Genomic DNA, 20122 nt, shown 5'->3' with positions numbered 1-20122 from the left:
CTTACTATATTTTAGCTTATGCCTTATGTTAGAATAACAAAAACATGTGAAAATACGAATCAATTGGGTGTAAAAATATGAAAAAATTTATTATTGGAACAATTGCAACCGTTTTGATCTTAACTATTGTATTTAGTATACAGCAAGGATTATTATTTTCGAAAACGCTCCCCTATGATGATGAACAAAAGGGCCTCGATACCCAAATTACGATACATTTGAGTCATGTTGTAGCTGAAAATACGCCAAAAGGACAAGCTGCAACGAAATTTGCTGAACTAGTTGAGAAAAAAACAAATGGGAAGGTAAAAGTGCATGTCTATCCAAATGCCTCTTTATTTAATGATGAAAATGAATTCAAGGCTTTACAAGATGGGAAAGTAGAGATGATTATTCCTACTTTTTCTAAAATGACTTCCTATGTACCTGATTGGCAAGTGCTTGATCTCCCTTATCTTTTTCATACAGATGATGAAGTTCGTCAAGTACTAACAGGACCAATTGGTGAGCAATTATTAGATGAGCTGAAGCCTTTTCATGTAAGGGGACTCGGCTTTTGGCACAATGGCTTTAAACAATTAACAGCTGAGCATCCCATTCATACGTTTGAAGATTTACAAGGGTTACGTATACGCACAATGCCCAGTAAAACACTTGAAAAGCAGTTTAGCTTAGTCGGTGCAACGCCTGTGCCAATTTCCTTTAGTGAAGTTTTTACTGACTTAGAAACACATGCTATCGATGCCCAAGAAAATACTGCCTCTAATATTTATTCTAAGGGCTTTTACAAAGTTCAAAAAAATATGACTTTAACTAATCATGGGATTTTAGGCTATTCAGTTTTAATGAACGAAAAATTTTGGGAACAGTTACCGACAAAAGTCCAAAATCAGCTTATGGATGCTATGAAGGAAACAACCGAATGGCAATTTAAGCAGGCTGTGTTAATAAATGACACTGATTTACGAAAGCTACAGCAAGAAAATGATTTTGAAATATATATGATGAGTGAAGAGGAACGTCAACGTTTTCAAGAAAAATTAGCACCTGCTTATGACTTCTATCGAGCTAATGTTAAACAGCAAAAAGTATTGACTGAAATTCAAAAGATAGTATCTCCTTAAACCTTTTGGTCATTAAATATCTATCCCCACTTTATGTGGGGTTTTTTCTTTTGTATTATAATAGTTTAACAAAATTGCTATCTACTATAAAACAGCTTCAAACCGTTGATATTACTATCTTTCTACCTAATTAAATAAAAAATGAACAAAATGAACAATAGAAACTTTACGGCCATAAAACCTATTGTCGGAAAATTTCAGCTATGATAACCACATGAAAGCGTTCACAAAGTTCACATATTTTTAGGGGGAAGTATTATGCGAATAAATTTTAAAAACTTAACGGTACAGGTGCTAATCGCCATTGTACTCGGTATTATTGTTGGTGCTGCATTCCCAGAGTTCGGTGCTAGCTTAAAAATATTAGCTGATATTTTTATTAAATTAATTAAAATGTTAATTGCACCTATTATTTTCTTAACTGTTGTTATCGGGATTGGTAGCATGGGTGATGTAAAAAAGGTCGGTAAAATTGGTGGTAAGGCCTTAATTTATTTTGAAATTGTCTCGACATTCGCATTGGCAATCGGCTTACTTATTGTTAATATCATTCAACCTGGTAAAGGATTTAATACAGATGCAGCAAACGCTGCGGATGTTTCACAATATACAGAGCAAGCTGCTGCTGCTGAGCATGGTTTTGGGGCATTTATAATGCAAATTATCCCAGATAATGTTGTCGGTGCACTTGCGAATGGTGAGTTATTACCTGTTTTATTTTCAGCTGTATTATTCGGGTTAGCAGCAGCGGCTATTGGAGAACCGGCTAAACCTGTTATCAAATTTTTCGAGCAAGTAGCAGATATATTCTTTAAAATTGTTAATATGGTCATGAAAATTTCTCCAATCGGAGCATTTGGTGCTATGAGCTATACTATCGGGAACTTCGGTATAAAATCTCTTGGGAACTTAGGGTTCTTAATGTTATCTGTCTATATTACAATGTTCATATTTATCGTTGTCGTTATTGGTTTAATTACACGCTTCTTTGGCTTTAGTATTTTTAAATTCATTAAATATATTAAAGATGAAATTTTTATCGTTATCGGTACATCATCTTCTGAATCTGCACTTCCTTCGATGATGCGCAAATTAGAAAATTACGGCTGTTCGAAACAAGTTGTAGGTCTTGTAATTCCAACAGGTTATTCCTTTAACCTGGACGGCACTTCCATTTATCTATCAATGGCGGCTATCTTTATCGCACAAGCTTATGGGGTTGATTTAGATATTTGGCATCAGCTTACTTTACTCGCTATATTAATGTTAACTTCTAAAGGAGCTGCAGGAGTAACTGGCTCAGGCTTTATTACACTTGCTGCAACACTCGCTGCATTCCCTATGATTCCTGTAGAAGGGATTGCTCTGTTAATCGGTGTCGATCGTTTTATGTCTGAAGCACGCGCTGTAACAAACTTAATTGGTAACGGTGTAGCGACAGTTGTTGTATCTAAAATGGAAAATGAATTCGATCCAGAGCAAGAAAAACGTGCTTTATCAGGTAAAGTGATTTCCAATTAATAAAAGTGAAACCTCCAGTCTAACTTACTCGTATAGTAAGTAGATTGGAGGTTTTTTTACACATTTATATCTCTATAATTCCTTCAACGTATGACTGATTTCCCCTCTAATACTTCAATAACTTCTTTTAACGTGTTAGTTGTCCCAACATTGCCAGGGAAGATAATGAAAGATGAATCTGGATACTTGCTTTCTTCTCCTATTTTCCACACTGGAATGCCTGGTTTAACTTGACCAACTACTTCAGCTCGCTTAACTGATAATCCCACTGTTCCCACACTTGAAGAAGTGATTCCACCTTTTGCAACTATGTACTTCGGTCGTACTTTTAAGTCATGGACAATGCTTGTCACTGCTTGTGATATTTTAACAGACAATTGAAGCTCGTTTTCTCCTTGATCCTCACCTAAGTCCAATCTTTCCCGACGCGTATAATAAACTACGGACTTTCCAGAAGTAATCAGCTGTTCGCACGTTATACGGACACGGTTAACTTCCTGTTGAAATTTTTCATTATCATGCACAAGATGAACATTAAACTCTACACCTGTTACGAGACCGCTATCAAGAAGAGCATACAATTGATCTGTTGTCTTTTGAACGTGTGAGCCAACTACTATAAGTCCTCCATTTGAGGGCTCTTCGGCAATAAGCTCTGCTCTAGTTAAAAATGGTTTATCTGAAATACCTCCTAGTACTTTCGTTAAGGAGGCGGCACTTCGAAAAATAAACGTTTTTCCTGCTTTTATAGCTTGAAGTAAGGCAATTACAAACACTTCAACATCACTGTAAACAGCAGCATTTACAACGACCTTCTTAAAGTTTTTAGCTTCCATCAACTGTGCTTTGATGGCTTCAATATTTTGTGAACGTAAATCCTCAATGCTAATATAAATTGTGTCGTCTTTTCTATAAACACCATTTGTTTTTTCTTCAATCCATTCGCCTAGATGTGAAGAACTAAAGCTGAACGTACGGTCTTTAGCAAATTCCGTTTCACTAGCAGGAACAAGCTCTTCACCATACTGAACAAAATGGATATTGTTGATTGTTAAACGGCCGCCTTCTTTAAAGAAAGGAATAAGGATTTCCCCGTCAAACCTCGTATTAGAAATTTCCTCAATCGTATTTTTCATTGTTTCCGTCTCGATCGGATAATGACCTCGCAATGTAGAATCTGCACGGCTAACTAGTAGATAAGGAATTCCCTCTTGTACGGAAATCTCATGTACACGGCGGGCTATATCCTGATGAACAACTATAGTTTCCTCAGCGGTAAAACTACGGGAGTTTGTTAGCAGGAAAAAAATTTGATTTTGCTCACGGAACCCTTGCTTAATGCTTGCTTTTGTCCAATCCGTATAAACGGAAACACCATGAACGGTTTGTACACCTGTTGGGTCATCATCAAGAATAACGATTTTATGGTTAAACCCTTTTCGAGCATCCTCTAGTTTTGCTTGAATTTGCTCGCGACTTGGTTCATGAAAGCCTACTAATAGTTCAGATGCTTTACTCGTTGTCATTTATCGCACCTCTCTTGAAACTTCAACATTTGCTAATTTCTCATAGTGCTGGACAATGCTTGCGTGATCAAGGGTTTCTTTTCCATTAGCTTTTAAAGAATAGAAAATTTCTAAAAGCTGTGCTGTAAACGGAAGTGGAACAGCTAGCTCGTGAGCAGTATGCATTACATTGTTTAGATCTTTAAGATTAATGTCGACACGTCCACCCGCTTTAAAATTCCGATCCAGCATCATTGGAATTTTTGCATCCATTACAGTACTTCCTGCCAGACCACCGCGAATTGCCTGATACATTTTTTCCACATTAATACCTGCTTTTGTCGCAAACACAAGTGCTTCTGATATCGCAGCAATATTTAGGTTTACAATAATTTGATTGGCAAGCTTTGCCGTAGATCCGCTGCCTGAGTCACCGACAAGGACAATGTCACTCGCCATATCAGATAAAATGTCTTTTACACTTTCAAAAACATCTTCTTTTCCACCAACCATGATAGTTAGTGACCCATCAATTGCTTTTGGCTCTCCCCCACTAACTGGTGCATCAAGAAAATGAACTCCTTGTTTTGCAGAAAGCTCGAACATTTCTTTAGATTCAACTGGTGTGACAGAGCTCATGTCGATAATGACCATACCTTCACGAGCACCTTGCATAACGCCATGTTCTCCAAAAATAGCTTGCTGAACATGTCTCCCTTCTGGCAACATTGTAATTACAACATCACTTGCTAATGCTACCTCCTTTCCAGAAGTAGCTGTCTTTGCCCCTTCTTTTGCTAGTGTTTCGACCGCAATTGTATTTAGGTCGAAAACAGTCACCTCGTTCCCTTTTTTCAAAAGGTTGCGAACCATAGGCGTGCCCATAATGCCAAGTCCAATGAATCCTATTTTTTTCTTCAATTTAACTTCAGCTCCAATCTAGTTGTTCATTCACTGATATAAAGTACCTCATGACTACTTAATCAACTCAATATAGCGGTGGACTAGCCATCCGCCTATTAAACAAGTAAATTATAAACCTGGTAAAATTCCTTGGAACAAGCTTAGAACGAAAACGAAAATTAATACTGTCACCCCTGATAAGAAACCACCGATTGACCAAACTTTAATTGTTTCCGTCATCGATAAACGCCCAAATTTACTTACTACCCAAAAACCCGAATCATTAGGTAGTGACAAACCGATACCACCAGCACAGATTGCAAGACCTAACACGACTGGTGATACACCTAGGTCTGCCGCTAACGGCCCCATAATGGCAGATGTTGTAACAAGAGCAACTGTTGCAGATCCGAGCGAAGCACGAAGAATTTGTGCAAATAAGAAAGCCAGTAATATAGCAGGAATGTTTAGCCCTTGCATCATGCTAATAATTAAATCACCAATGCCCGTTTCTTGAACAACTTTACCAAAGGCGCCCCCTGCACCCGTAATAAGAATGACCGTTCCACTTTGGTCTAAAGCCTTGGCAAAAACGGTTTTAGTCTCCTCCTTGATGTATGGCTTTAAGACAAACATTGCGACAAGCACACTAATTAACAGCGCAACATTTTTATCACCAATAATAGAGAAGAATGTCGCAATGAACTGTTCAGCGTTATCTCTGAACAGTAAATTAATTAACGTATTCGATAAAATCAAGATAATTGGTAAAGCGAGCATTCCAAAAGAAAGAGCGGTTGAAATTTCTTTTCTTCCTGAAAGCGAGCTGTCTACATCCGAAATGTCTGATTCATCAAGACGGCTCTCATTTGTAATTCGCTTACCAATAATTTTCCCATAGATTACACCGCCTACTAGTACACCAGGAATAGAAACTAACAATCCATAAATAAAGAACATCCCAATATCTGCCCCTGTTTGGTCTGCCACAACCAATGGTCCTGGTGTTGGAATAATTACACTATGAGCTGTAATTAACCCAATCGAAAGAATCGCAACAAAAGTAGTAAGTGAGATTTTTGTTTTAAAAGAAAGGTTTTGAATTAATTTATGTAAAATAATAAATGCTGCGTCAAAAAATACAGGAATTGACACAGTAATGGATGTCATTGCAATTGCGTATGGAGATTTTTTGACTCCAAAGACGCGAAGTATTCCAGTAGCAATTTTATTAATCGCACCTGATGATGCTAAAAATTGACCAAATATTATCCCAAGTCCGATTAAAATACCGACACCAGCTAGCGTGTTGCCAAATCCTGTGGCGATGATGCTCGGAACTTCTTTAGCAGGAATGCTTGATAATAAGCCGAGGCTAAGGGCGACTACTAAAAGAGAGACGAAAGCATCCCACTTGAATCGAATAATAAGGACAAATAAAACAATGAGAGCAAGAATAAACCCGATAATGAGTGAATTACCTGTTAACATTTAATGTATCCTCCTTAAATTCATTTATCTCTAAGGTGACAACGCATACACTTTTGTTAAACGCTTATTTTTTCATTCTTGTAACAGCTAAGCGTGAAATATTGATAGCTTCTTTTACTTGGCTACCTCCAATGGCAACAACCCTAGTAAATAATGTGTCTATTAAAGCTAGTTGTACAAGGCGACTTACCATCGCATCCGACCGCATTTCAGTCTCTTGTGCTTGAGTAAGGAGTAGTATATCAGCCATTTTGGCAAGCGTTGTATTTGCATTTGATGTAATCACAATGACAAATGCTCCGCTTTTTTGACTCATTTTAACAACTTCTATAATATTGACCGTTTCTCCCGAATGAGAAATTACAATGACAACATCTCCACTATTCATATGGTTGGCATATATCGCTTGATAATGTGGATCTTGAACAGCAATAGTCGTACCGCCAATTCTCATAAATTTATGGGCGCCGTCCTCTGCAATCGTACCTGAAAGACCTTGTCCGAAGAAAAAAAGTCTTCTTGCTTTAGATATAATTTGAACAGCTTCTTCCATCTGGGTGATATTTATTTTCTCCTTAGTCATCGCCATAGCTATAGAAAGCTGATCTGCTATTTTATCAAAAACAACATTTGCAAGATCCTCATCCTTAATCTCATTTTGATTCGACGTTGAGGTGTAATGGTTACTCACTTGCTCTTGAGCGAGTGCCACTTTCAACTCTTGGTAACTAGCATATCCAAGCTTTCTGTATAAACGAACCACACTCGGCTCACTCACATTACTTAATGTTGAGAGTTCGTTCATGGATAACAAAAATGGTTGTTTATGCATTTTCAGCTGTTCAACAACTTTCATCTCCGAAATTGTTAGCGTATTCACCTTACTTTTAATTCGTTCTTCAAAACTTAACAATAAATCACCTCCTGAAACTAATGTAATTTTACTACAATCGCAATTTCACCACAAGTTCATTTTTCTAAAAAGGCATAATATTGTTACTTATTCGCTTTTTTTCTCGAAATATTATTACGGCTATGTAGTGGAATTACCATCGTATGTAGTTTTATTACATCAATACGCAATGAATCATTCCACTCAAGAAAACGTGCATTGAGCGGGATATTTATTTCTATTCAAAATAGTGAAACCTCCAGTCTAACTTACTCGTATAGTAAGTAGATTGGAGGTTTTTTATGGCAACATTTACACTTGCATATCCAAAAGCATTTGATAGACTTTCAAAATTACCAATTGTAAACAGTCAAAATGAAACAGTTTGCTTACTTCAAAAAGTTGAGCGTTCAAACATCGGGAAAGTGCTTAATGCAGCCTCACTAATAGCATCGCAGCAACCGTTACCGCACCGTTACGAAACACGGACAATTCACGGAGAACCCCTTTTTCAAGTACGTTCTACACTACTCACAAAAGGTGTCAGTCATGAAATCATCATGCCTGATAGGAGTATCATACCTATTCAAAGAAAAACTGTTCAATTATTAGAATCTTCCTATTCCTTTACGATGGATGGTCTTATTTTTCGCTTTGAGAAAGATTTCACATCAACAGCTTATTTATATTGTAATGATGAAAAAATTGCCAGTGCTAACTACATAGAAGATGGAATTGTACGAGAAGGCATTGTTTATAAACTGTTCCAGACGGACGATACATTATTCGTTGCTTTATTAGCCTCACTCTTTCAATCACTTTTCGCAATTGGTAACTAACTGCATCTATGCTATAATTTGAATCATTCTATATACATGTGAGGTTAAATATGAACGGTCAAAATAGAAAAGATATTCACCCAGGGCTTGAGGTCAACATTGTCCTCAAAAAAGATCAACGAACAGGGGTGAAAACAAGAGGGATTGTCAAAGATATTTTAACCAATTCTTCACATCATCCACACGGCATTAAAGTTCGTCTAACAGATGGCCAAATAGGTAGAGTTTGTGATATTTTTCAAAAATAATGAAAGAGACTGTTCGGGAGATGAACAGTCTCTTTTGTTTAAAATTGTGTGAGAATTGTTTGAGTGACTGGCACTTATATTTGCACTTTCAATTCCGTGACATAGACAGCCGTTCCAGTAATCGAAATGTCTAAATGGTTGTCTGCTTTATTTACATGTACATACACACGACCATCTCGCTCAAGCTCTTGTCCTTGTTCAACAATAAGGGTTTTCGGGTATGTTAATTCATTCTTAACATACTTCGCATAGTATGCTCCCATTACACCTGAAGCTGTTCCCGTTACGATATCTTGAATTGTGCCAGAGTACGGTGAAGAAAAATGTCTCGCATGCATGTCTGCCGTTTCATCTAATGCCTCCATGCAGAATGGATGCAAGGAAGCTGTTGGCATTTCCTTTAAGATAGACGGAAATATAGCCGTTTGTGGGTCCATTTTTTTGAAAGAGCTTAATTGTTTAACAGGTATTAATAAGGTCCACAATCCTGTACTACCATAGACAATTGGTAAGTCTGAATGCAATTCATCCTCGTCAATACCGATTGACTCAGCAAGCGCAGCTCGAGAGCCATTAAATGCTTTAAACTGTGGTGCAGCATGCTGCATTGTTATGTATAGCTTTTCATCTTTTTCCTCTAGACGAATGGGTAATATACCTGCTTTTGTTTCAATTGTGATAGACGTTTTGTTTGCTAATAAACCTTGTGTTTGTAATGCATAAATCGTCGCCATTGTGGCATGTCCACATAAATCGACTTCATGACCTGGTGTAAAATAACGAATGCGTATATCAGCTTTTTCAGATGTCAAAGCAAAGGCTGTTTCATTAAAGCCAACCATTTTCGCAATTTCTTGCATTTCTTGCTCACTATATTGATTTCCTTCCACTACAACTCCAGCAGGATTCCCCTTATTTGGTACGTGACTAAATGCATCATAATGTTGAACAGTTATAGTTTTCATATACTTCCCCACCTTGTAATTAGAATGTGAATTTCGATTTCACGGAAGAACTAACTAATGTTATACGGCTATATTAACATAACGCAATGGAGTGACCAATGGGGAATTTTCTTTTTTTTCAAAATTGTTTGGGTGCCTGACACCAAAAAAAACAAAAAAATAGCATACTGGACATATGCCAGCATGCTATTTGCAATCTATTATTCCACCGTTTATTAGCGAATTGTTTTTAAAGCTGTTGCCCATGGAATGACTTGATCTAACATTTGGTTTACTGAATCAGCTTGCACATCTTTTGGTTTAAACACATTGCCATTCTCGAAATCAGTAAATAAAGACAATGCAGGGTGTACACGTACATCCGCAACCGATAATTCTCCAAGAATACCACGTAAATGTTCCGCCGCACGTGCCCCACCTACAGAACCGTATGACACAATACCTGCTGCTTTATTATTCCATTCCTCACGTAAATAATCTAAAGCATTTTTAAGCGCTCCTGAGATAGAGTGATTATATTCTTGCACAATAAAAACAAACCCATCACAAGCAGCAACTTTTTGTGACCATGCTGCGGCTCCAGAAGCATCGCCTCCTGGTTCTCCTAAAAGCGGTAACTTGAAATCGGCAATATCGATAATTTCATATTCAGCATCTCGACGTTTTTCTGCTAATTCCTTTACCCACTGACCAACTTGTGGACTTACACGTCCTTCACGTGTACTACCTAAAATAATCCCAATTTTCAACATCACTATTCCTCCTTATTCATACCTAAAAAGTGCATTGCTGATTGCATTAATCTTTGATGATTTTCAAAAAAACTGCGCTCTTACCCATGGTGTTCAGATAAACAGTACTCTATTCATCAAGCTATCTTTAAATTTGAACTCAAGATAAAAAATCAATGAATGATAGCGTGCCTTTACTTTGGGATCATTTATCTTCAATTCGAGATAAAATTACCATATGTTACTTTTAGTTGTCAAATAATTCAGCTTTCTCTTTTATCAAAAAGAGAAACAATCTGCTAGCAATTGTTTCTCCTTTTGTTATTTATTTAATTTTAATAGGGCGCTCCAAAGCAACTAGCTCATCTTCAATTGCGGATAATTGACTATCCACTACATATTTTGCATCTGAAATCGCTGCATTATAAATATACGGAGCGATATTTTCTTTAATAAATTCAAACACTCGTTCCGCTTCAAATTCAGTAATATCTTCATCACGCTGATTATAGAAAAAGCGTTGAATATCAGCGATGATAAGCTCTTGTTGCTCTGTTGTTAATCGGATAAACATGTAGCCACTCCCTTTTTGCATTCCATTAAATCAAGTATAGACTAAGGTAGCATTTTGTATAGTGGTCATTGCAAATTTTTCAAATCCAAAGTCACTTCTTCGATTACTAGCCGTTTTCCCTCAATCAATTAAATTCAAACAAATTGATACTTCTATCACAAACATTGACGAGCCGTTCATCGTGGGTCGCAATAATGACACTCGCACCGTTTTGACTACATGTTTTTAATAGATTAATAATCATTTCTCTGTTTGATTTATCTAGCGAGGCTGTTGGTTCATCCGCAAAGATAATAGTGGCTTTCTTATAAATTGCACGCGCTATGCCTAGTCGCTGTTTTTCTCCTCCCGATAAAACAGCTGCCATATCTTGCCCTCTTCCACCTAGTCCAACTGTATGTAGAATTTCGTTAACAACCTTTGTTTTTGCTTGTCGCTTATTTAATGTCACATTATAACTGACGTTTTCATCTTCAATGATGCCATAGTCTTGATAAATAAATGCCGCTTTTTCTTTCCAAAAACTTGTTTTTTCTTTTTCTTTCCATTTACTAGCATGTTGATTTTCTATTAGAATATCCCCACTATTAACTGATTGAATAAGCCCTAAACAATTTAAAAGTGTTGTTTTGCCACTACCAGATGGACCAGTAATGGCAATCATTTCATTCGGGTTAATCTCTAAGGAAATATTAGATAAAATCGTTTTTCCACTAATTTCAATGCCAATATTTTTTGTTTGAATAATCATATCCATTACTCCTTTAGTACATTTAATTGTACCGATGACTCGTACGATAAAAAGCTTGTTTTGCAGATTTCTTAAAAGAAAGGTAACTTCCTATCCCATATAAAATTCCGACAAGCAAAGCAGATAAAAGTAATACGCTAAGTTGCACGTGGTGTACCAAATAACCAATTATAGAACCGACAATTGTTGTTATGATGATGATAAATAATTGTCGCTTGAAAACTGGTCCAATAATCGATGTGTATGGTAAACCAAAGGTATGCAAGGTGAAAATACGTTTACCATTCGTGCCAGCCCACAGTCTGCCATTCAATACAGCAGTCAAAAACATTGTTATGAAAATTAGCAGTCCCGCTACAATATAGTAAATGTATTGTTGTTTAAACCTTTGAGCCGTTTCCAAAGCAACGTCTGCTATCCCATTAATCGACGTGATAGAAGGTTTCATAACGGAGTTAGCTAAAGCGGCTTGTAAATGAACTTCATCAAAAAAAACGATATTTCCACTAGAAGCTAAAGATATTAAGAACCCTTTCGATTTTACAATGTCTGTTAGCTGACCATCTATCAATATAACTAACGGATTTTCTGCTTGTACTGTTTCACCTGCTAAACCAACATTTGGTGGTAATGCAAGAAATTTCGTTCCCTTATATTCGTAAAAATTCAAACCTTGCGCTGGATAAACATCATTATGTTTCGTCCATAGCGGAATTTGCCCTTCTAAAAACGAAGCCAAATCATCTGGTAAATCTTTAACATCCTTTGCAATGAGTTTCCCGCCCTTGCCTTCTGTTTCCACACCTATTTCTAGCAAATCAATCCAAGCACGATCTGTCATAATAATATGATCATAGCCACCCATTCGATATGGCTCTAAAAAAATCGCTTTATCGATAACGAAAGAAAGACTTAAATTATTAGCTTCTTGCATTTTAGAAAAAAAAGCTTCTACCTCGGGAAGAGTCGCCTCTTGTTCTAATGAATCCAAGTCAAACATGGAGAGCCGAACGATATTGTGCATTTTGTCCCAAAGCGCATATTCTTTCGACAGTTGATTGGTTATTAGTATAGAGGTGATGATGGTCGGGATAACAATTAGCGATAAAATCATAACGAGAACATGACTTAGCTTTCCCATGACGGAAAACCGCTTTAACGGAATTTGTCTTTTCGCTATATGGGCAGCTTTTGGACTAGCAATTAGCGAAAGCAATGCTGTGATGATGCTAACGACAAATAAGAATAGCACGAGACAGAGTAGTAGAAGATTCAATACCAATGGAATTTGTCGAATGTCCTTTACTACACCTACATAGCCTAATGAAATAAACAAACCTAACAAAAATCCGACAATGATAAAAGATACTATTGTCGTTGTATCCTCCACATGGATTTTCCCTGCTTTAACACCGCCTAATAATCGAATAGACCTTGCTTTTGCATGTTGAAATATCCAAGTAATAATGGTCGTTACTAATAACAGAAAGGAAGCGAGCACTGCATTTCCTGTACCATTTTGAAATAAGTATGCATAAACTATCGTTAGTATAGATGGTTCTTGAACAAATAAAATCCTAATTTGATGCTGTTGCGCCCAATGTTCAAGTGCTTCTCGGAAATCTTTCTCGGCGTTAAAAGCATAGATGCCCGATAAGGAACGGGTGCCTATATCTGCAGTTGAAAGCAATTCACCTGTTAAAGAAGATTCGAACCACTTAATCTCATTGTGCTCTATAAGCAAACCATGAAATGCTGGTTTAGCAGTCCCAAAATAAATAATATCCTTTTTGTTGTCATAGTTTTCGGGGTCAACAGACGTTTTTACTACGATCGCTTTATATTGATCTGTTAGTTGATTAAGGTCCGAAACCAATTGATCTTTTGCAATCGTGGTTTCAGCAAGATTTAAATCAAATTGATTGGTAGTGCCTAATGGCAACCGTTGTTGGACAAGTGACGTATATTGAAAAATAAGCAGGGACAGCATAATTACACAAATCAAAGATGTCAATTGTATTGCTCTTTTAAGCATGACTCTCCTCCTTAATTGAGAAGCTTGGAAAGCCTACTGCGAAAGACATTCCAAGCCTCTAAAGTATGGAATCTTTAGTAATTAATCGCATACACGATAGTAATAACGATCAACGTGGGTAGGGTACTGCACAGCCCAAAGTTCAGCAATAGATCTTTGTCCTGGTGCTGTATCAGCTGATCTTGATCGATTACCATTCAACTCTACTGTGCTTCCATGACAGCGATCCACTGTGTAGTATGAACGAACTTTAGCATTCCAAAATCCATACTCCCAAGTGCCACCTTCATTTGGATATTGTGTGATTGGTCCTGGTGCTAGCCATTTACGAGAAACATCTCCTCGGTTGAATGGATCACTTTGTGTGGCAACCGTTGATGATGCAGCAATTAAAGGATCATGAATAGCATGGTGAGACACTGCCAAAACTCCATTTGCAGATGGCAATAATAATAATGCCACCCACGCTAACACAACTATTTTCACCCTCACAGTTTTTTTGGCTAACATATGGCTCACCTCCTTTCATTTGAGCTCTTTATTATTTTTTAAAATAGAATGTATAAATAAAGCATTTTACTTTTTGAAAAATTTATCTCTATCCAAATAGGTGAAAACTGAAAATCCTAAAATGCTAATTATCGCAAAAACCGTTATCCAAATAGGCTGACTTTTATAATCGCTTATTAATGATTGTAACGAAATAAATATTAGCATTAGATAAACATATGGTGCTGGAATTTTTTTAATTTTCACAGCATTTTCACCCCTCTTTTCATACAGAAATACCCCTCCAAAAATCAATAATTCTATTCAAGTTTGCATATATGATTGTTCAAATTATGCTAAGTAGATTTTAATTGGTCACAGTAATTCAGTATCACCGTGCTTCCATGACAGCGATCCACTGCGTAGTAGGAACGAACTTTAGCATTCCAAAATCCATACTGCCAAGTGCCACCTTCATTTGGATATTGTGTGATTGGTCCTGGTGCTAGCCATTTACGGGAAACATCTTCTTGGTTGAATTGATCTCTTTGTGTTGCAACCGTTGATGTTGCAGCAATTAAAGAATCATGAATAGCATTATGAGACACTGCCAAAACCCCATTCACAGATGGCAATAATAATAATAATGCCACCCACGCTAACACGACTATTTTCACCCTCACAGTTCTTTTGGCTAACATTTTATTCACCTCCTTTCATTTGACAAGGAAGAATTCTGTTTAATAGCTACTTTTTTATTATGTATGGTGCTGGAGACTTTTTAATTTTATCGTCTCTTTTCATTTAGAAACACCCCTCTTATTTCTAGCATTATTGTTGTCGCCAACACTTTTCTATATTAGTTCCATTTGCATTCTCAATCGATTCTCATTTATTTATTTTTTATATAGCATGAATTAATGTAAAAATCAATATATTCAAAATATTTATTACCGATAAAAAAATAGTAGATTTTCCTTCTTTAAGCCACAACAAAAAACGCAACCTTTAAAGGAACATCCTCTAAAAGTTGCGATTATTTACATACTATTTTTTACATTCAAACGAATAGTTCGTTGATAAAAAATTCTTTTCTTTCGATACAATGGCTTTGCCCCCATCGTCCTCACATTGCTCGGTCATTGCGTCTATCTTTTTCTCATTCATCATATTCGTCATGATTGTCATGCCGCCGCCGAACACAGCAATTAGTAAACCAATGATAATCCATAACTTGCCCGCATTATTGCCAGCAGGTCTCCCATTTGCCACTCCCATTCCCCTCTCTTAAACAAATAAAAATGGTTCTGTATGAATAGTAGATTGAACAAATTCTACTGTATATTTTTTTGCTTCACACATCGTCGCCATTTTTTTCGCAACCCCTGCAATCATTACTTTTTCTACATGATGACCTGGGTCTACAATTTGTAAACCAATTGCTTGTGCATCTTGTGCAGTATGGAAATACATATCACCTGTTAAAAACACATCTGCTCCAGCATGCTTCGCCGTATAAATATACTTATTTCCGTCTCCGCCAACAAGGGCAATCTTTTTTACTTTTGATTGCAAATCGCCGACAACACGAACAGCTGGTACATCTAGTTGTTTCTTTACAAACTCTGCAAAGTCTTTTAACGTCATTTCTTCAGGTAAATAGCCAACACGGCCTAATCCCATAATGTTCGTTTGCTGATCTAATCGAATTACATCATACGCTGGCTCCTCATATGGATGGGCATTTAACATCGCTTTTAACACACGATTTTTAATAGGCGTTGGGAATACAACTTCCACTTTGACTTCTTCCTCCACATGTAATTCACCAACAGAACCAACATATGGATTAGCCCCTTCTAATGCTCGGAATCGTCCTTCTCCAGTTGTTGTATAGCTACATGCTTCATATGCCCCTATACGACCAGCACCTGCCTTCGCTAATGCCTCACGTAATGTATCCGCATTTGCAGTTGGTACGAATACAGCTAGCTTTAGAACATCCTCCGCATACGTTTCTTCTAAAATGGAACGATTTTCCAGCATCAATGCATCAGCCAATAAATCATTAACGCCACCTTCCGCTACATCTAAGTTTGTATGTGCAGCATATACAGCAATATCATGTTTAATAAGCTTTTCGTATAATTGTCCTGCAGGATTGTCAGTACGAATATTGGCTAGGCGTCTAAAAATTGGCGGATGATGTGCGATAATCAGTTCACATCCTTGAGCGATAGCTTCGTCCGCTACTGCTTCATTGACATCCAATGTGACTAAAACCTTACTTACTGTTTTATTTAACGTGCCAATTGCAAGTCCAATTGGATCATTTTCCATACAGGCAAGTTTTTTTGGCGACCATGATTCAAATAACTGTATAATTTCCTGACCGTTAACAGATTTCATGCTATAAAACTCCTTCCACTAAATGAAGTAGCGCTTTTAATTCTGCACGTTTTTCCTTAATTTCTAGTGTTGGCTCGGCCCCTTCAATAGAATGTAAAACACGTTGCCAATTTTCTTTTTCTCTATTCCATTTTTTCTTAAATGCTGGTGATTTTCGAAGTACTAGTTTAGGTCCAAATAAAATATCTGCTTCTGTTAGCTCCATGGGTCCTCGTTGTAAGACAAGAATCTCATAGATCTTTTCGTCTTCCTCTAAAATATCTTCGTCCAGAATCGCCCAATTATTTTTTAAAGCCCATTCTCGAATAACTTTTGCATGAATATTTGGTTGCAAAATAAGACGAGTGACACCTTGTAAACTTTGTGGATGTTTCTCTAAAATCGACACAATTAGAGGTCCACCCATACCAGCTATTGTTACTGTATCTACATGGTCTGATTCTTCTACAGCAGCTAAACCATCTGCCAGTCTAACCGTAATTTTTTCCGTTAATCCCTCTTTTTTCACTTGTCCAACCGCTGAATCATAGGGCCCTTTCACAACTTCGCCTGCTACAGCACCTGTAGCAATTCCCTTATGAATTAAATAGCAAGGTAAATAAGCATGATCACTGCCAATATCCGCCACAACCGCACCTGTTGGAACAAATTTTGCCACTGTTTCTAATCTTTTTGATAATTTTTGTGCGTTCATTTTTTACCGCCTACCTTATATAGAGTCCATTCTAGTATGTATGATGTTGGACAAAAAAACAAATGGAGTTGTCTCATATTTTGAGCAACTCCATTTTCATAATAAAAGCTGTACTTAAAGCGTAAATACACTTTTAGTACAGCCACTTTTTTAAACTATTCTAGAGTAGAGATGTACTCAGCGATTGCTTTCGCTTCTGCTTCGTTTTTCATTCCTGGTGTCATTGGAGTTCCTGGAATACCGTTAGTTAACACGTCCACGATATGAGCTTCATCTAAACCATGTAGGTTTGGACCAACACTACCAGTTAAGTCACCACCGTGACAACCGATACAAGTTTGTACTAATGCAGAACCATCATCATTAGCTTCTGTAGTTTCGCCACCACCCTCATGTTCAGCAGCAATTTCTTTCTTGTTATCTGCGCCTTGTAAAGACATGAAGAAAATAAGACCTATACCAAATGCCAGAATCAAGATGTAAGGAACGACTGGATTGTTTTTCATATGTTTCCCCTCCTCATTAATAAATCTACTTCTATTATAATATAGAATCAGTCAACATCTAATATTGTACTGCATTACACATGAAACGAAAAGCCCCATTCGCTAAGTTTTCCTTTGTTTGTAACATTTTCGACATTTCTGTATCAATTGGATAAAATATGTCTTGTTAAAACCAATAATTGGGCTTATGGAGAACTCTTTCCACACTAACATTCGTTTTCTGCTCGCAAATATTTTGCCACTTGAAATGCATTCATATACGTCTAACACTGAAAATAAAATTAGGACTTTCTAGTTAAACCTTTGTGCTGTATTAAGCTGTCTATTTATAATGACATTTGCATAAATAGGCCATACTATTATTTCGGTATAATATTAATCGCTATTTTTTTATTAAACTTCTCACAAAATTACTTTTTCAATAAAGTCATACTGCTATATTAAAAAAACAAATACCCTTCTATGCACACAGAATAGGTCATAGAAGGGTATTTAAATTACATAAAATTATACAAGTAATAGCCAATTAGTGCCACTAGGCCGAGAACGCCAGAGACTGTGAAATAAAGCAATTTCATTTTTAACCCTGAAAATAACCACACGGCACAATTTGCCGCGATAAAAGCGAATAACGCGAAATTATTTCCACTAAAATATGTAGTATACATGCGAATCGATAAACTAAATAACAAAATAGCAGCGATAATATGCAGTGCAGGTGCTAATAAGTTATTTTTGCTCGCAAAACGGAAAGCGAATATGAATAATGTAACTGCAGCGATCGCTACAATGCCCGTTAAAAAAAGCAATAAAGTAGTTACTGTAAAATAAAAATACAAGAGCACCATCATACCCAAGCATAATCCCACAATGAAGAACATCATTTTTCTTTTTTCTAAAGGCAATACAGCCTGTTTATGAGTTGCTGACTCTAACTCCTCTATATCATTTCCTTCTGCATAAAGAGTCGCTAAAAAGTCACAGTAGTGCTCTGGCAATAGCTTATTTTGCTTCCAAAACAATATCTCATTTAAAATAATTTTTTTCCGTGGATTTGTCATCGTATATTCTCCAAACATTGCTTAATAATGGTTGTAATACAATTTTATCTCACAATTCGTGAAAGAGCATCTGTAAAAAGTCGCAAAAACGAGACTACAGAACCGTTCAAATTATATATTTTTACATTACTTTAGCAATTATTTAAAGTTTCTTACGGTTTCTTCAGCTCGTCACAATGTCCAAAACAAGGCAAACCCCGCCACTAAAAAGGATGGCGGGGTTTGCATTTATTATAAATGGAATGTATTGGTTTATTATTCTAAGAAATCTTTTAAGCGTTTGCTACGAGAAGGGTGGCGTAACTTACGCAGTGCTTTTGCCTCAATTTGGCGAATACGTTCACGTGTTACACCAAATACTTTACCTACCTCTTCTAATGTACGTGTACGTCCATCATCTAAACCAAAACGTAATCGAAGTACGTTTTCTTCACGGTCTGTTAATGTATCTAAAACATCTTCTAGTTGCTCTTTTAACAATTCATATGCTGCATGGTCAGAAGGAGACTGTGCCTCAGAGTCCTCAATGAAGTCCCCTAAGTGTGAATCGTCTTCTTCTCCGATTGGTGTTTCAAGAGATACAGGTTCTTGCGCAATTTTTAAAATTTCACGTACTTTTTCAGGTGTTAAATCCATTTCCTCACCAATCTCTTCTGGAGATGGCTCACGACCTAAGTCTTGTAACAATTGACGTTGTACACGGATTAGTTTGTTAATCGTTTCTACCATGTGTACAGGAATACGAATTGTACGTGCTTGGTCGGCAATTGCACGTGTGATTGCTTGACGAATCCACCAAGTTGCATATGTTGAGAATTTAAAGCCTTTACGGTAGTCGAACTTCTCAACTGCCTTAATAAGCCCCATATTCCCCTCTTGAATTAAATCAAGGAATAGCATCCCACGACCAACATAACGTTTTGCAATCGATACAACAAGACGTAAATTTGCCTCAGCTAAACGTTTACGCGCTTCTTCGTCACCTTGCTCAATACGCTCTGCTAAAGCAATTTCCTGCTCTGCAGAAAGTAAATCAACTCGGCCAATCTCTTTTAAATACATACGTACAGGATCATTAATTTTTACGCCTGGTGGTACGCTCAAATCATTTAAATCGAACGTTTCTTCGTTAGCTTCTTCTTTCATTAAGCTTTCTTCTTCAAATTCTTCTTTACCAATAATTTGAATGTCTTTATTTTTTTCAAGATCTTCAGCGAAATGGAAAACTTCTTCATTCTCCAATTCATATGGCAATAATTTCTCTGAAATTTCTTTCATCGAAATTTCACCTTCTGTTTTCGCCTTTTCTTGTAGTAATTTTTTTGCTTCATCTAATGTAATTTCTACTTCTACCTCTTTTGAACGTTCAGACTTGTCCGCCATA

General features: G+C 36.8%; 21 protein-coding genes. 4 read left to right on the top strand and 17 right to left on the bottom strand.

Going from position 1 to position 20122, the window contains the following annotated elements; genetic code table 11:
• Positions 1-77: 77 nt before the first annotated feature.
• Together JNUCC52_RS21565 and JNUCC52_RS21560 are read left to right on the top strand one after the other, a co-directional pair.
• Positions 78-1124 carry a TRAP transporter substrate-binding protein gene (locus JNUCC52_RS21565; protein WP_337980789.1) on the top strand — a complete coding sequence of 349 codons (1047 nt, stop codon included), beginning with the start codon at positions 78-80 and terminating at the stop codon, positions 1122-1124.
• 258 nt (positions 1125-1382) lie between these two features.
• A complete protein-coding gene (locus tag JNUCC52_RS21560) occupies positions 1383-2645 on the top strand; it encodes a dicarboxylate/amino acid:cation symporter (RefSeq protein ID WP_337980788.1) in 1263 nt (420 codons plus the stop codon).
• Positions 2646-2728: 83 nt separating this feature from the next.
• Here JNUCC52_RS21560 and JNUCC52_RS21555 read toward each other — a convergent pair whose 3' ends face one another.
• From JNUCC52_RS21555 to JNUCC52_RS21540, 4 genes are all read right to left on the bottom strand, one after another.
• The gene (locus JNUCC52_RS21555) at positions 2729-4171 is read right to left on the bottom strand and encodes a four-carbon acid sugar kinase family protein (RefSeq protein ID WP_337980787.1); all 1443 of its coding nucleotides are present in this window, start codon (positions 4169-4171) and stop codon (positions 2729-2731) included.
• A complete protein-coding gene (gene garR, locus JNUCC52_RS21550) occupies positions 4172-5071 on the bottom strand; it encodes a 2-hydroxy-3-oxopropionate reductase (RefSeq protein WP_337980786.1) in 900 nt (299 codons plus the stop codon).
• 111 nt (positions 5072-5182) lie between these two features.
• Complete coding sequence (locus JNUCC52_RS21545) at positions 5183-6544, bottom strand: GntP family permease (RefSeq protein ID WP_337980785.1); 1362 nt, start codon at positions 6542-6544, stop codon at positions 5183-5185.
• Positions 6545-6608: 64 nt separating this feature from the next.
• The gene (locus tag JNUCC52_RS21540; protein ID WP_337980784.1) at positions 6609-7457 is read right to left on the bottom strand and encodes a MurR/RpiR family transcriptional regulator; all 849 of its coding nucleotides are present in this window, start codon (positions 7455-7457) and stop codon (positions 6609-6611) included.
• A 281-nt stretch (positions 7458-7738) separates the two neighbouring features.
• Here JNUCC52_RS21540 and JNUCC52_RS21535 point away from each other — a divergent pair, with 281 nt between their 5' ends.
• Positions 7739-8275, top strand: a complete 537-nt coding sequence (locus JNUCC52_RS21535; protein ID WP_172772059.1) for a tubby C-terminal domain-like protein — start codon at positions 7739-7741, stop codon at positions 8273-8275.
• Between the two features lie 50 nt (positions 8276-8325).
• Positions 8326-8523, top strand: a complete 198-nt coding sequence (locus JNUCC52_RS21530; protein WP_337980783.1) for a YwbE family protein — start codon at positions 8326-8328, stop codon at positions 8521-8523.
• A 74-nt stretch (positions 8524-8597) separates the two neighbouring features.
• Here the strand turns inward: JNUCC52_RS21530 and JNUCC52_RS21525 are convergent, their stop codons facing one another.
• From JNUCC52_RS21525 to rpoD, 13 genes are all read right to left on the bottom strand, one after another.
• Positions 8598-9488: a PhzF family phenazine biosynthesis isomerase gene (locus JNUCC52_RS21525; protein ID WP_337980782.1), complete on the bottom strand. Its 891-nt coding sequence runs from the start codon at positions 9486-9488 to the stop codon at positions 8598-8600.
• A gap of 215 nt (positions 9489-9703) precedes the next feature.
• Complete coding sequence (locus JNUCC52_RS21520; protein WP_172772062.1) at positions 9704-10240, bottom strand: NADPH-dependent FMN reductase; 537 nt, start codon at positions 10238-10240, stop codon at positions 9704-9706.
• A gap of 304 nt (positions 10241-10544) precedes the next feature.
• Positions 10545-10793, bottom strand: a complete 249-nt coding sequence (locus tag JNUCC52_RS21515) for a DUF2164 domain-containing protein (RefSeq protein WP_337980781.1) — start codon at positions 10791-10793, stop codon at positions 10545-10547.
• A 124-nt stretch (positions 10794-10917) separates the two neighbouring features.
• Positions 10918-11544 carry an ABC transporter ATP-binding protein gene (locus JNUCC52_RS21510; RefSeq protein WP_337980780.1) on the bottom strand — a complete coding sequence of 209 codons (627 nt, stop codon included), beginning with the start codon at positions 11542-11544 and terminating at the stop codon, positions 10918-10920.
• A 22-nt stretch (positions 11545-11566) separates the two neighbouring features.
• Complete coding sequence (locus tag JNUCC52_RS21505; protein ID WP_337980779.1) at positions 11567-13579, bottom strand: hypothetical protein; 2013 nt, start codon at positions 13577-13579, stop codon at positions 11567-11569.
• 81 nt (positions 13580-13660) lie between these two features.
• On the bottom strand, positions 13661-14089 hold the full coding sequence (locus tag JNUCC52_RS21500; RefSeq protein WP_337980778.1) for a lactococcin 972 family bacteriocin: 429 nt from the start codon (positions 14087-14089) through the stop codon (positions 13661-13663).
• Between the two features lie 335 nt (positions 14090-14424).
• Positions 14425-14769, bottom strand: coding sequence for a lactococcin 972 family bacteriocin (locus JNUCC52_RS21495; protein ID WP_337980777.1), 345 nt, complete (start codon positions 14767-14769; stop codon positions 14425-14427).
• Between the two features lie 346 nt (positions 14770-15115).
• Positions 15116-15346 carry a hypothetical protein gene (locus tag JNUCC52_RS21490; protein ID WP_337980776.1) on the bottom strand — a complete coding sequence of 77 codons (231 nt, stop codon included), beginning with the start codon at positions 15344-15346 and terminating at the stop codon, positions 15116-15118.
• A gap of 9 nt (positions 15347-15355) precedes the next feature.
• Positions 15356-16477, bottom strand: coding sequence for a Nif3-like dinuclear metal center hexameric protein (locus JNUCC52_RS21485; protein ID WP_337980775.1), 1122 nt, complete (start codon positions 16475-16477; stop codon positions 15356-15358).
• 1 nt (position 16478) lies between these two features.
• Positions 16479-17171 (bottom strand): tRNA (adenine(22)-N(1))-methyltransferase, encoded by a 693-nt coding sequence (locus JNUCC52_RS21480; RefSeq protein WP_337980774.1) that lies wholly within the window; start codon positions 17169-17171, stop codon positions 16479-16481.
• 155 nt (positions 17172-17326) lie between these two features.
• Positions 17327-17677 (bottom strand): cytochrome c550, encoded by a 351-nt coding sequence (cccA, locus tag JNUCC52_RS21475; protein ID WP_172772070.1) that lies wholly within the window; start codon positions 17675-17677, stop codon positions 17327-17329.
• Between the two features lie 497 nt (positions 17678-18174).
• Positions 18175-18738: a hypothetical protein gene (locus JNUCC52_RS21470; protein ID WP_337980773.1), complete on the bottom strand. Its 564-nt coding sequence runs from the start codon at positions 18736-18738 to the stop codon at positions 18175-18177.
• A 255-nt stretch (positions 18739-18993) separates the two neighbouring features.
• Positions 18994-20121: an RNA polymerase sigma factor RpoD gene (gene rpoD, locus JNUCC52_RS21465; RefSeq protein ID WP_172772072.1), complete on the bottom strand. Its 1128-nt coding sequence runs from the start codon at positions 20119-20121 to the stop codon at positions 18994-18996.
• Between the last annotated feature and the right edge of the window lies 1 nt (position 20122).

Source organism: Lysinibacillus sp. JNUCC-52, assembly GCF_015999545.1.
In the GTDB taxonomy this organism is placed as follows: Bacteria; Bacillota; Bacilli; order Bacillales_A; family Planococcaceae; genus Lysinibacillus.
This window is presented reverse-complemented; position numbering and strand designations above follow the sequence as displayed.

Bases quoted from the DNA above. Each gene is read 5' to 3' on its own strand.
- JNUCC52_RS21565 (WP_337980789.1), top strand. From the start codon at position 78: ATGAAAAAATTTATTATTGGAACAATTGCAACCGTTTTGATCTTAACT.
- JNUCC52_RS21560 (WP_337980788.1), top strand. From the start codon at position 1,383: ATGCGAATAAATTTTAAAAACTTAACGGTACAGGTGCTAATCGCCATT.
- JNUCC52_RS21555 (WP_337980787.1), bottom strand. From the start codon at position 4,171: ATGACAACGAGTAAAGCATCTGAACTATTAGTAGGCTTTCATGAACCA.
- JNUCC52_RS21545 (WP_337980785.1), bottom strand. From the start codon at position 6,544: ATGTTAACAGGTAATTCACTCATTATCGGGTTTATTCTTGCTCTCATT.
- JNUCC52_RS21535 (WP_172772059.1), top strand. From the start codon at position 7,739: ATGGCAACATTTACACTTGCATATCCAAAAGCATTTGATAGACTTTCA.
- JNUCC52_RS21530 (WP_337980783.1), top strand. From the start codon at position 8,326: ATGAACGGTCAAAATAGAAAAGATATTCACCCAGGGCTTGAGGTCAAC.
- JNUCC52_RS21525 (WP_337980782.1), bottom strand. From the start codon at position 9,488: ATGAAAACTATAACTGTTCAACATTATGATGCATTTAGTCACGTACCA.
- JNUCC52_RS21520 (WP_172772062.1), bottom strand. From the start codon at position 10,240: ATGTTGAAAATTGGGATTATTTTAGGTAGTACACGTGAAGGACGTGTA.
- JNUCC52_RS21515 (WP_337980781.1), bottom strand. From the start codon at position 10,793: ATGTTTATCCGATTAACAACAGAGCAACAAGAGCTTATCATCGCTGAT.
- JNUCC52_RS21510 (WP_337980780.1), bottom strand. From the start codon at position 11,544: ATGATTATTCAAACAAAAAATATTGGCATTGAAATTAGTGGAAAAACG.
- JNUCC52_RS21505 (WP_337980779.1), bottom strand. From the start codon at position 13,579: ATGCTTAAAAGAGCAATACAATTGACATCTTTGATTTGTGTAATTATG.
- JNUCC52_RS21500 (WP_337980778.1), bottom strand. From the start codon at position 14,089: ATGTTAGCCAAAAAAACTGTGAGGGTGAAAATAGTTGTGTTAGCGTGG.
- JNUCC52_RS21495 (WP_337980777.1), bottom strand. From the start codon at position 14,769: ATGTTAGCCAAAAGAACTGTGAGGGTGAAAATAGTCGTGTTAGCGTGG.
- JNUCC52_RS21490 (WP_337980776.1), bottom strand. From the start codon at position 15,346: ATGGGAGTGGCAAATGGGAGACCTGCTGGCAATAATGCGGGCAAGTTA.
- JNUCC52_RS21485 (WP_337980775.1), bottom strand. From the start codon at position 16,477: ATGAAATCTGTTAACGGTCAGGAAATTATACAGTTATTTGAATCATGG.
- JNUCC52_RS21480 (WP_337980774.1), bottom strand. From the start codon at position 17,171: ATGAACGCACAAAAATTATCAAAAAGATTAGAAACAGTGGCAAAATTT.
- cccA (WP_172772070.1), bottom strand. From the start codon at position 17,677: ATGAAAAACAATCCAGTCGTTCCTTACATCTTGATTCTGGCATTTGGT.
- JNUCC52_RS21470 (WP_337980773.1), bottom strand. From the start codon at position 18,738: ATGACAAATCCACGGAAAAAAATTATTTTAAATGAGATATTGTTTTGG.
- rpoD (WP_172772072.1), bottom strand. From the start codon at position 20,121: ATGGCGGACAAGTCTGAACGTTCAAAAGAGGTAGAAGTAGAAATTACA.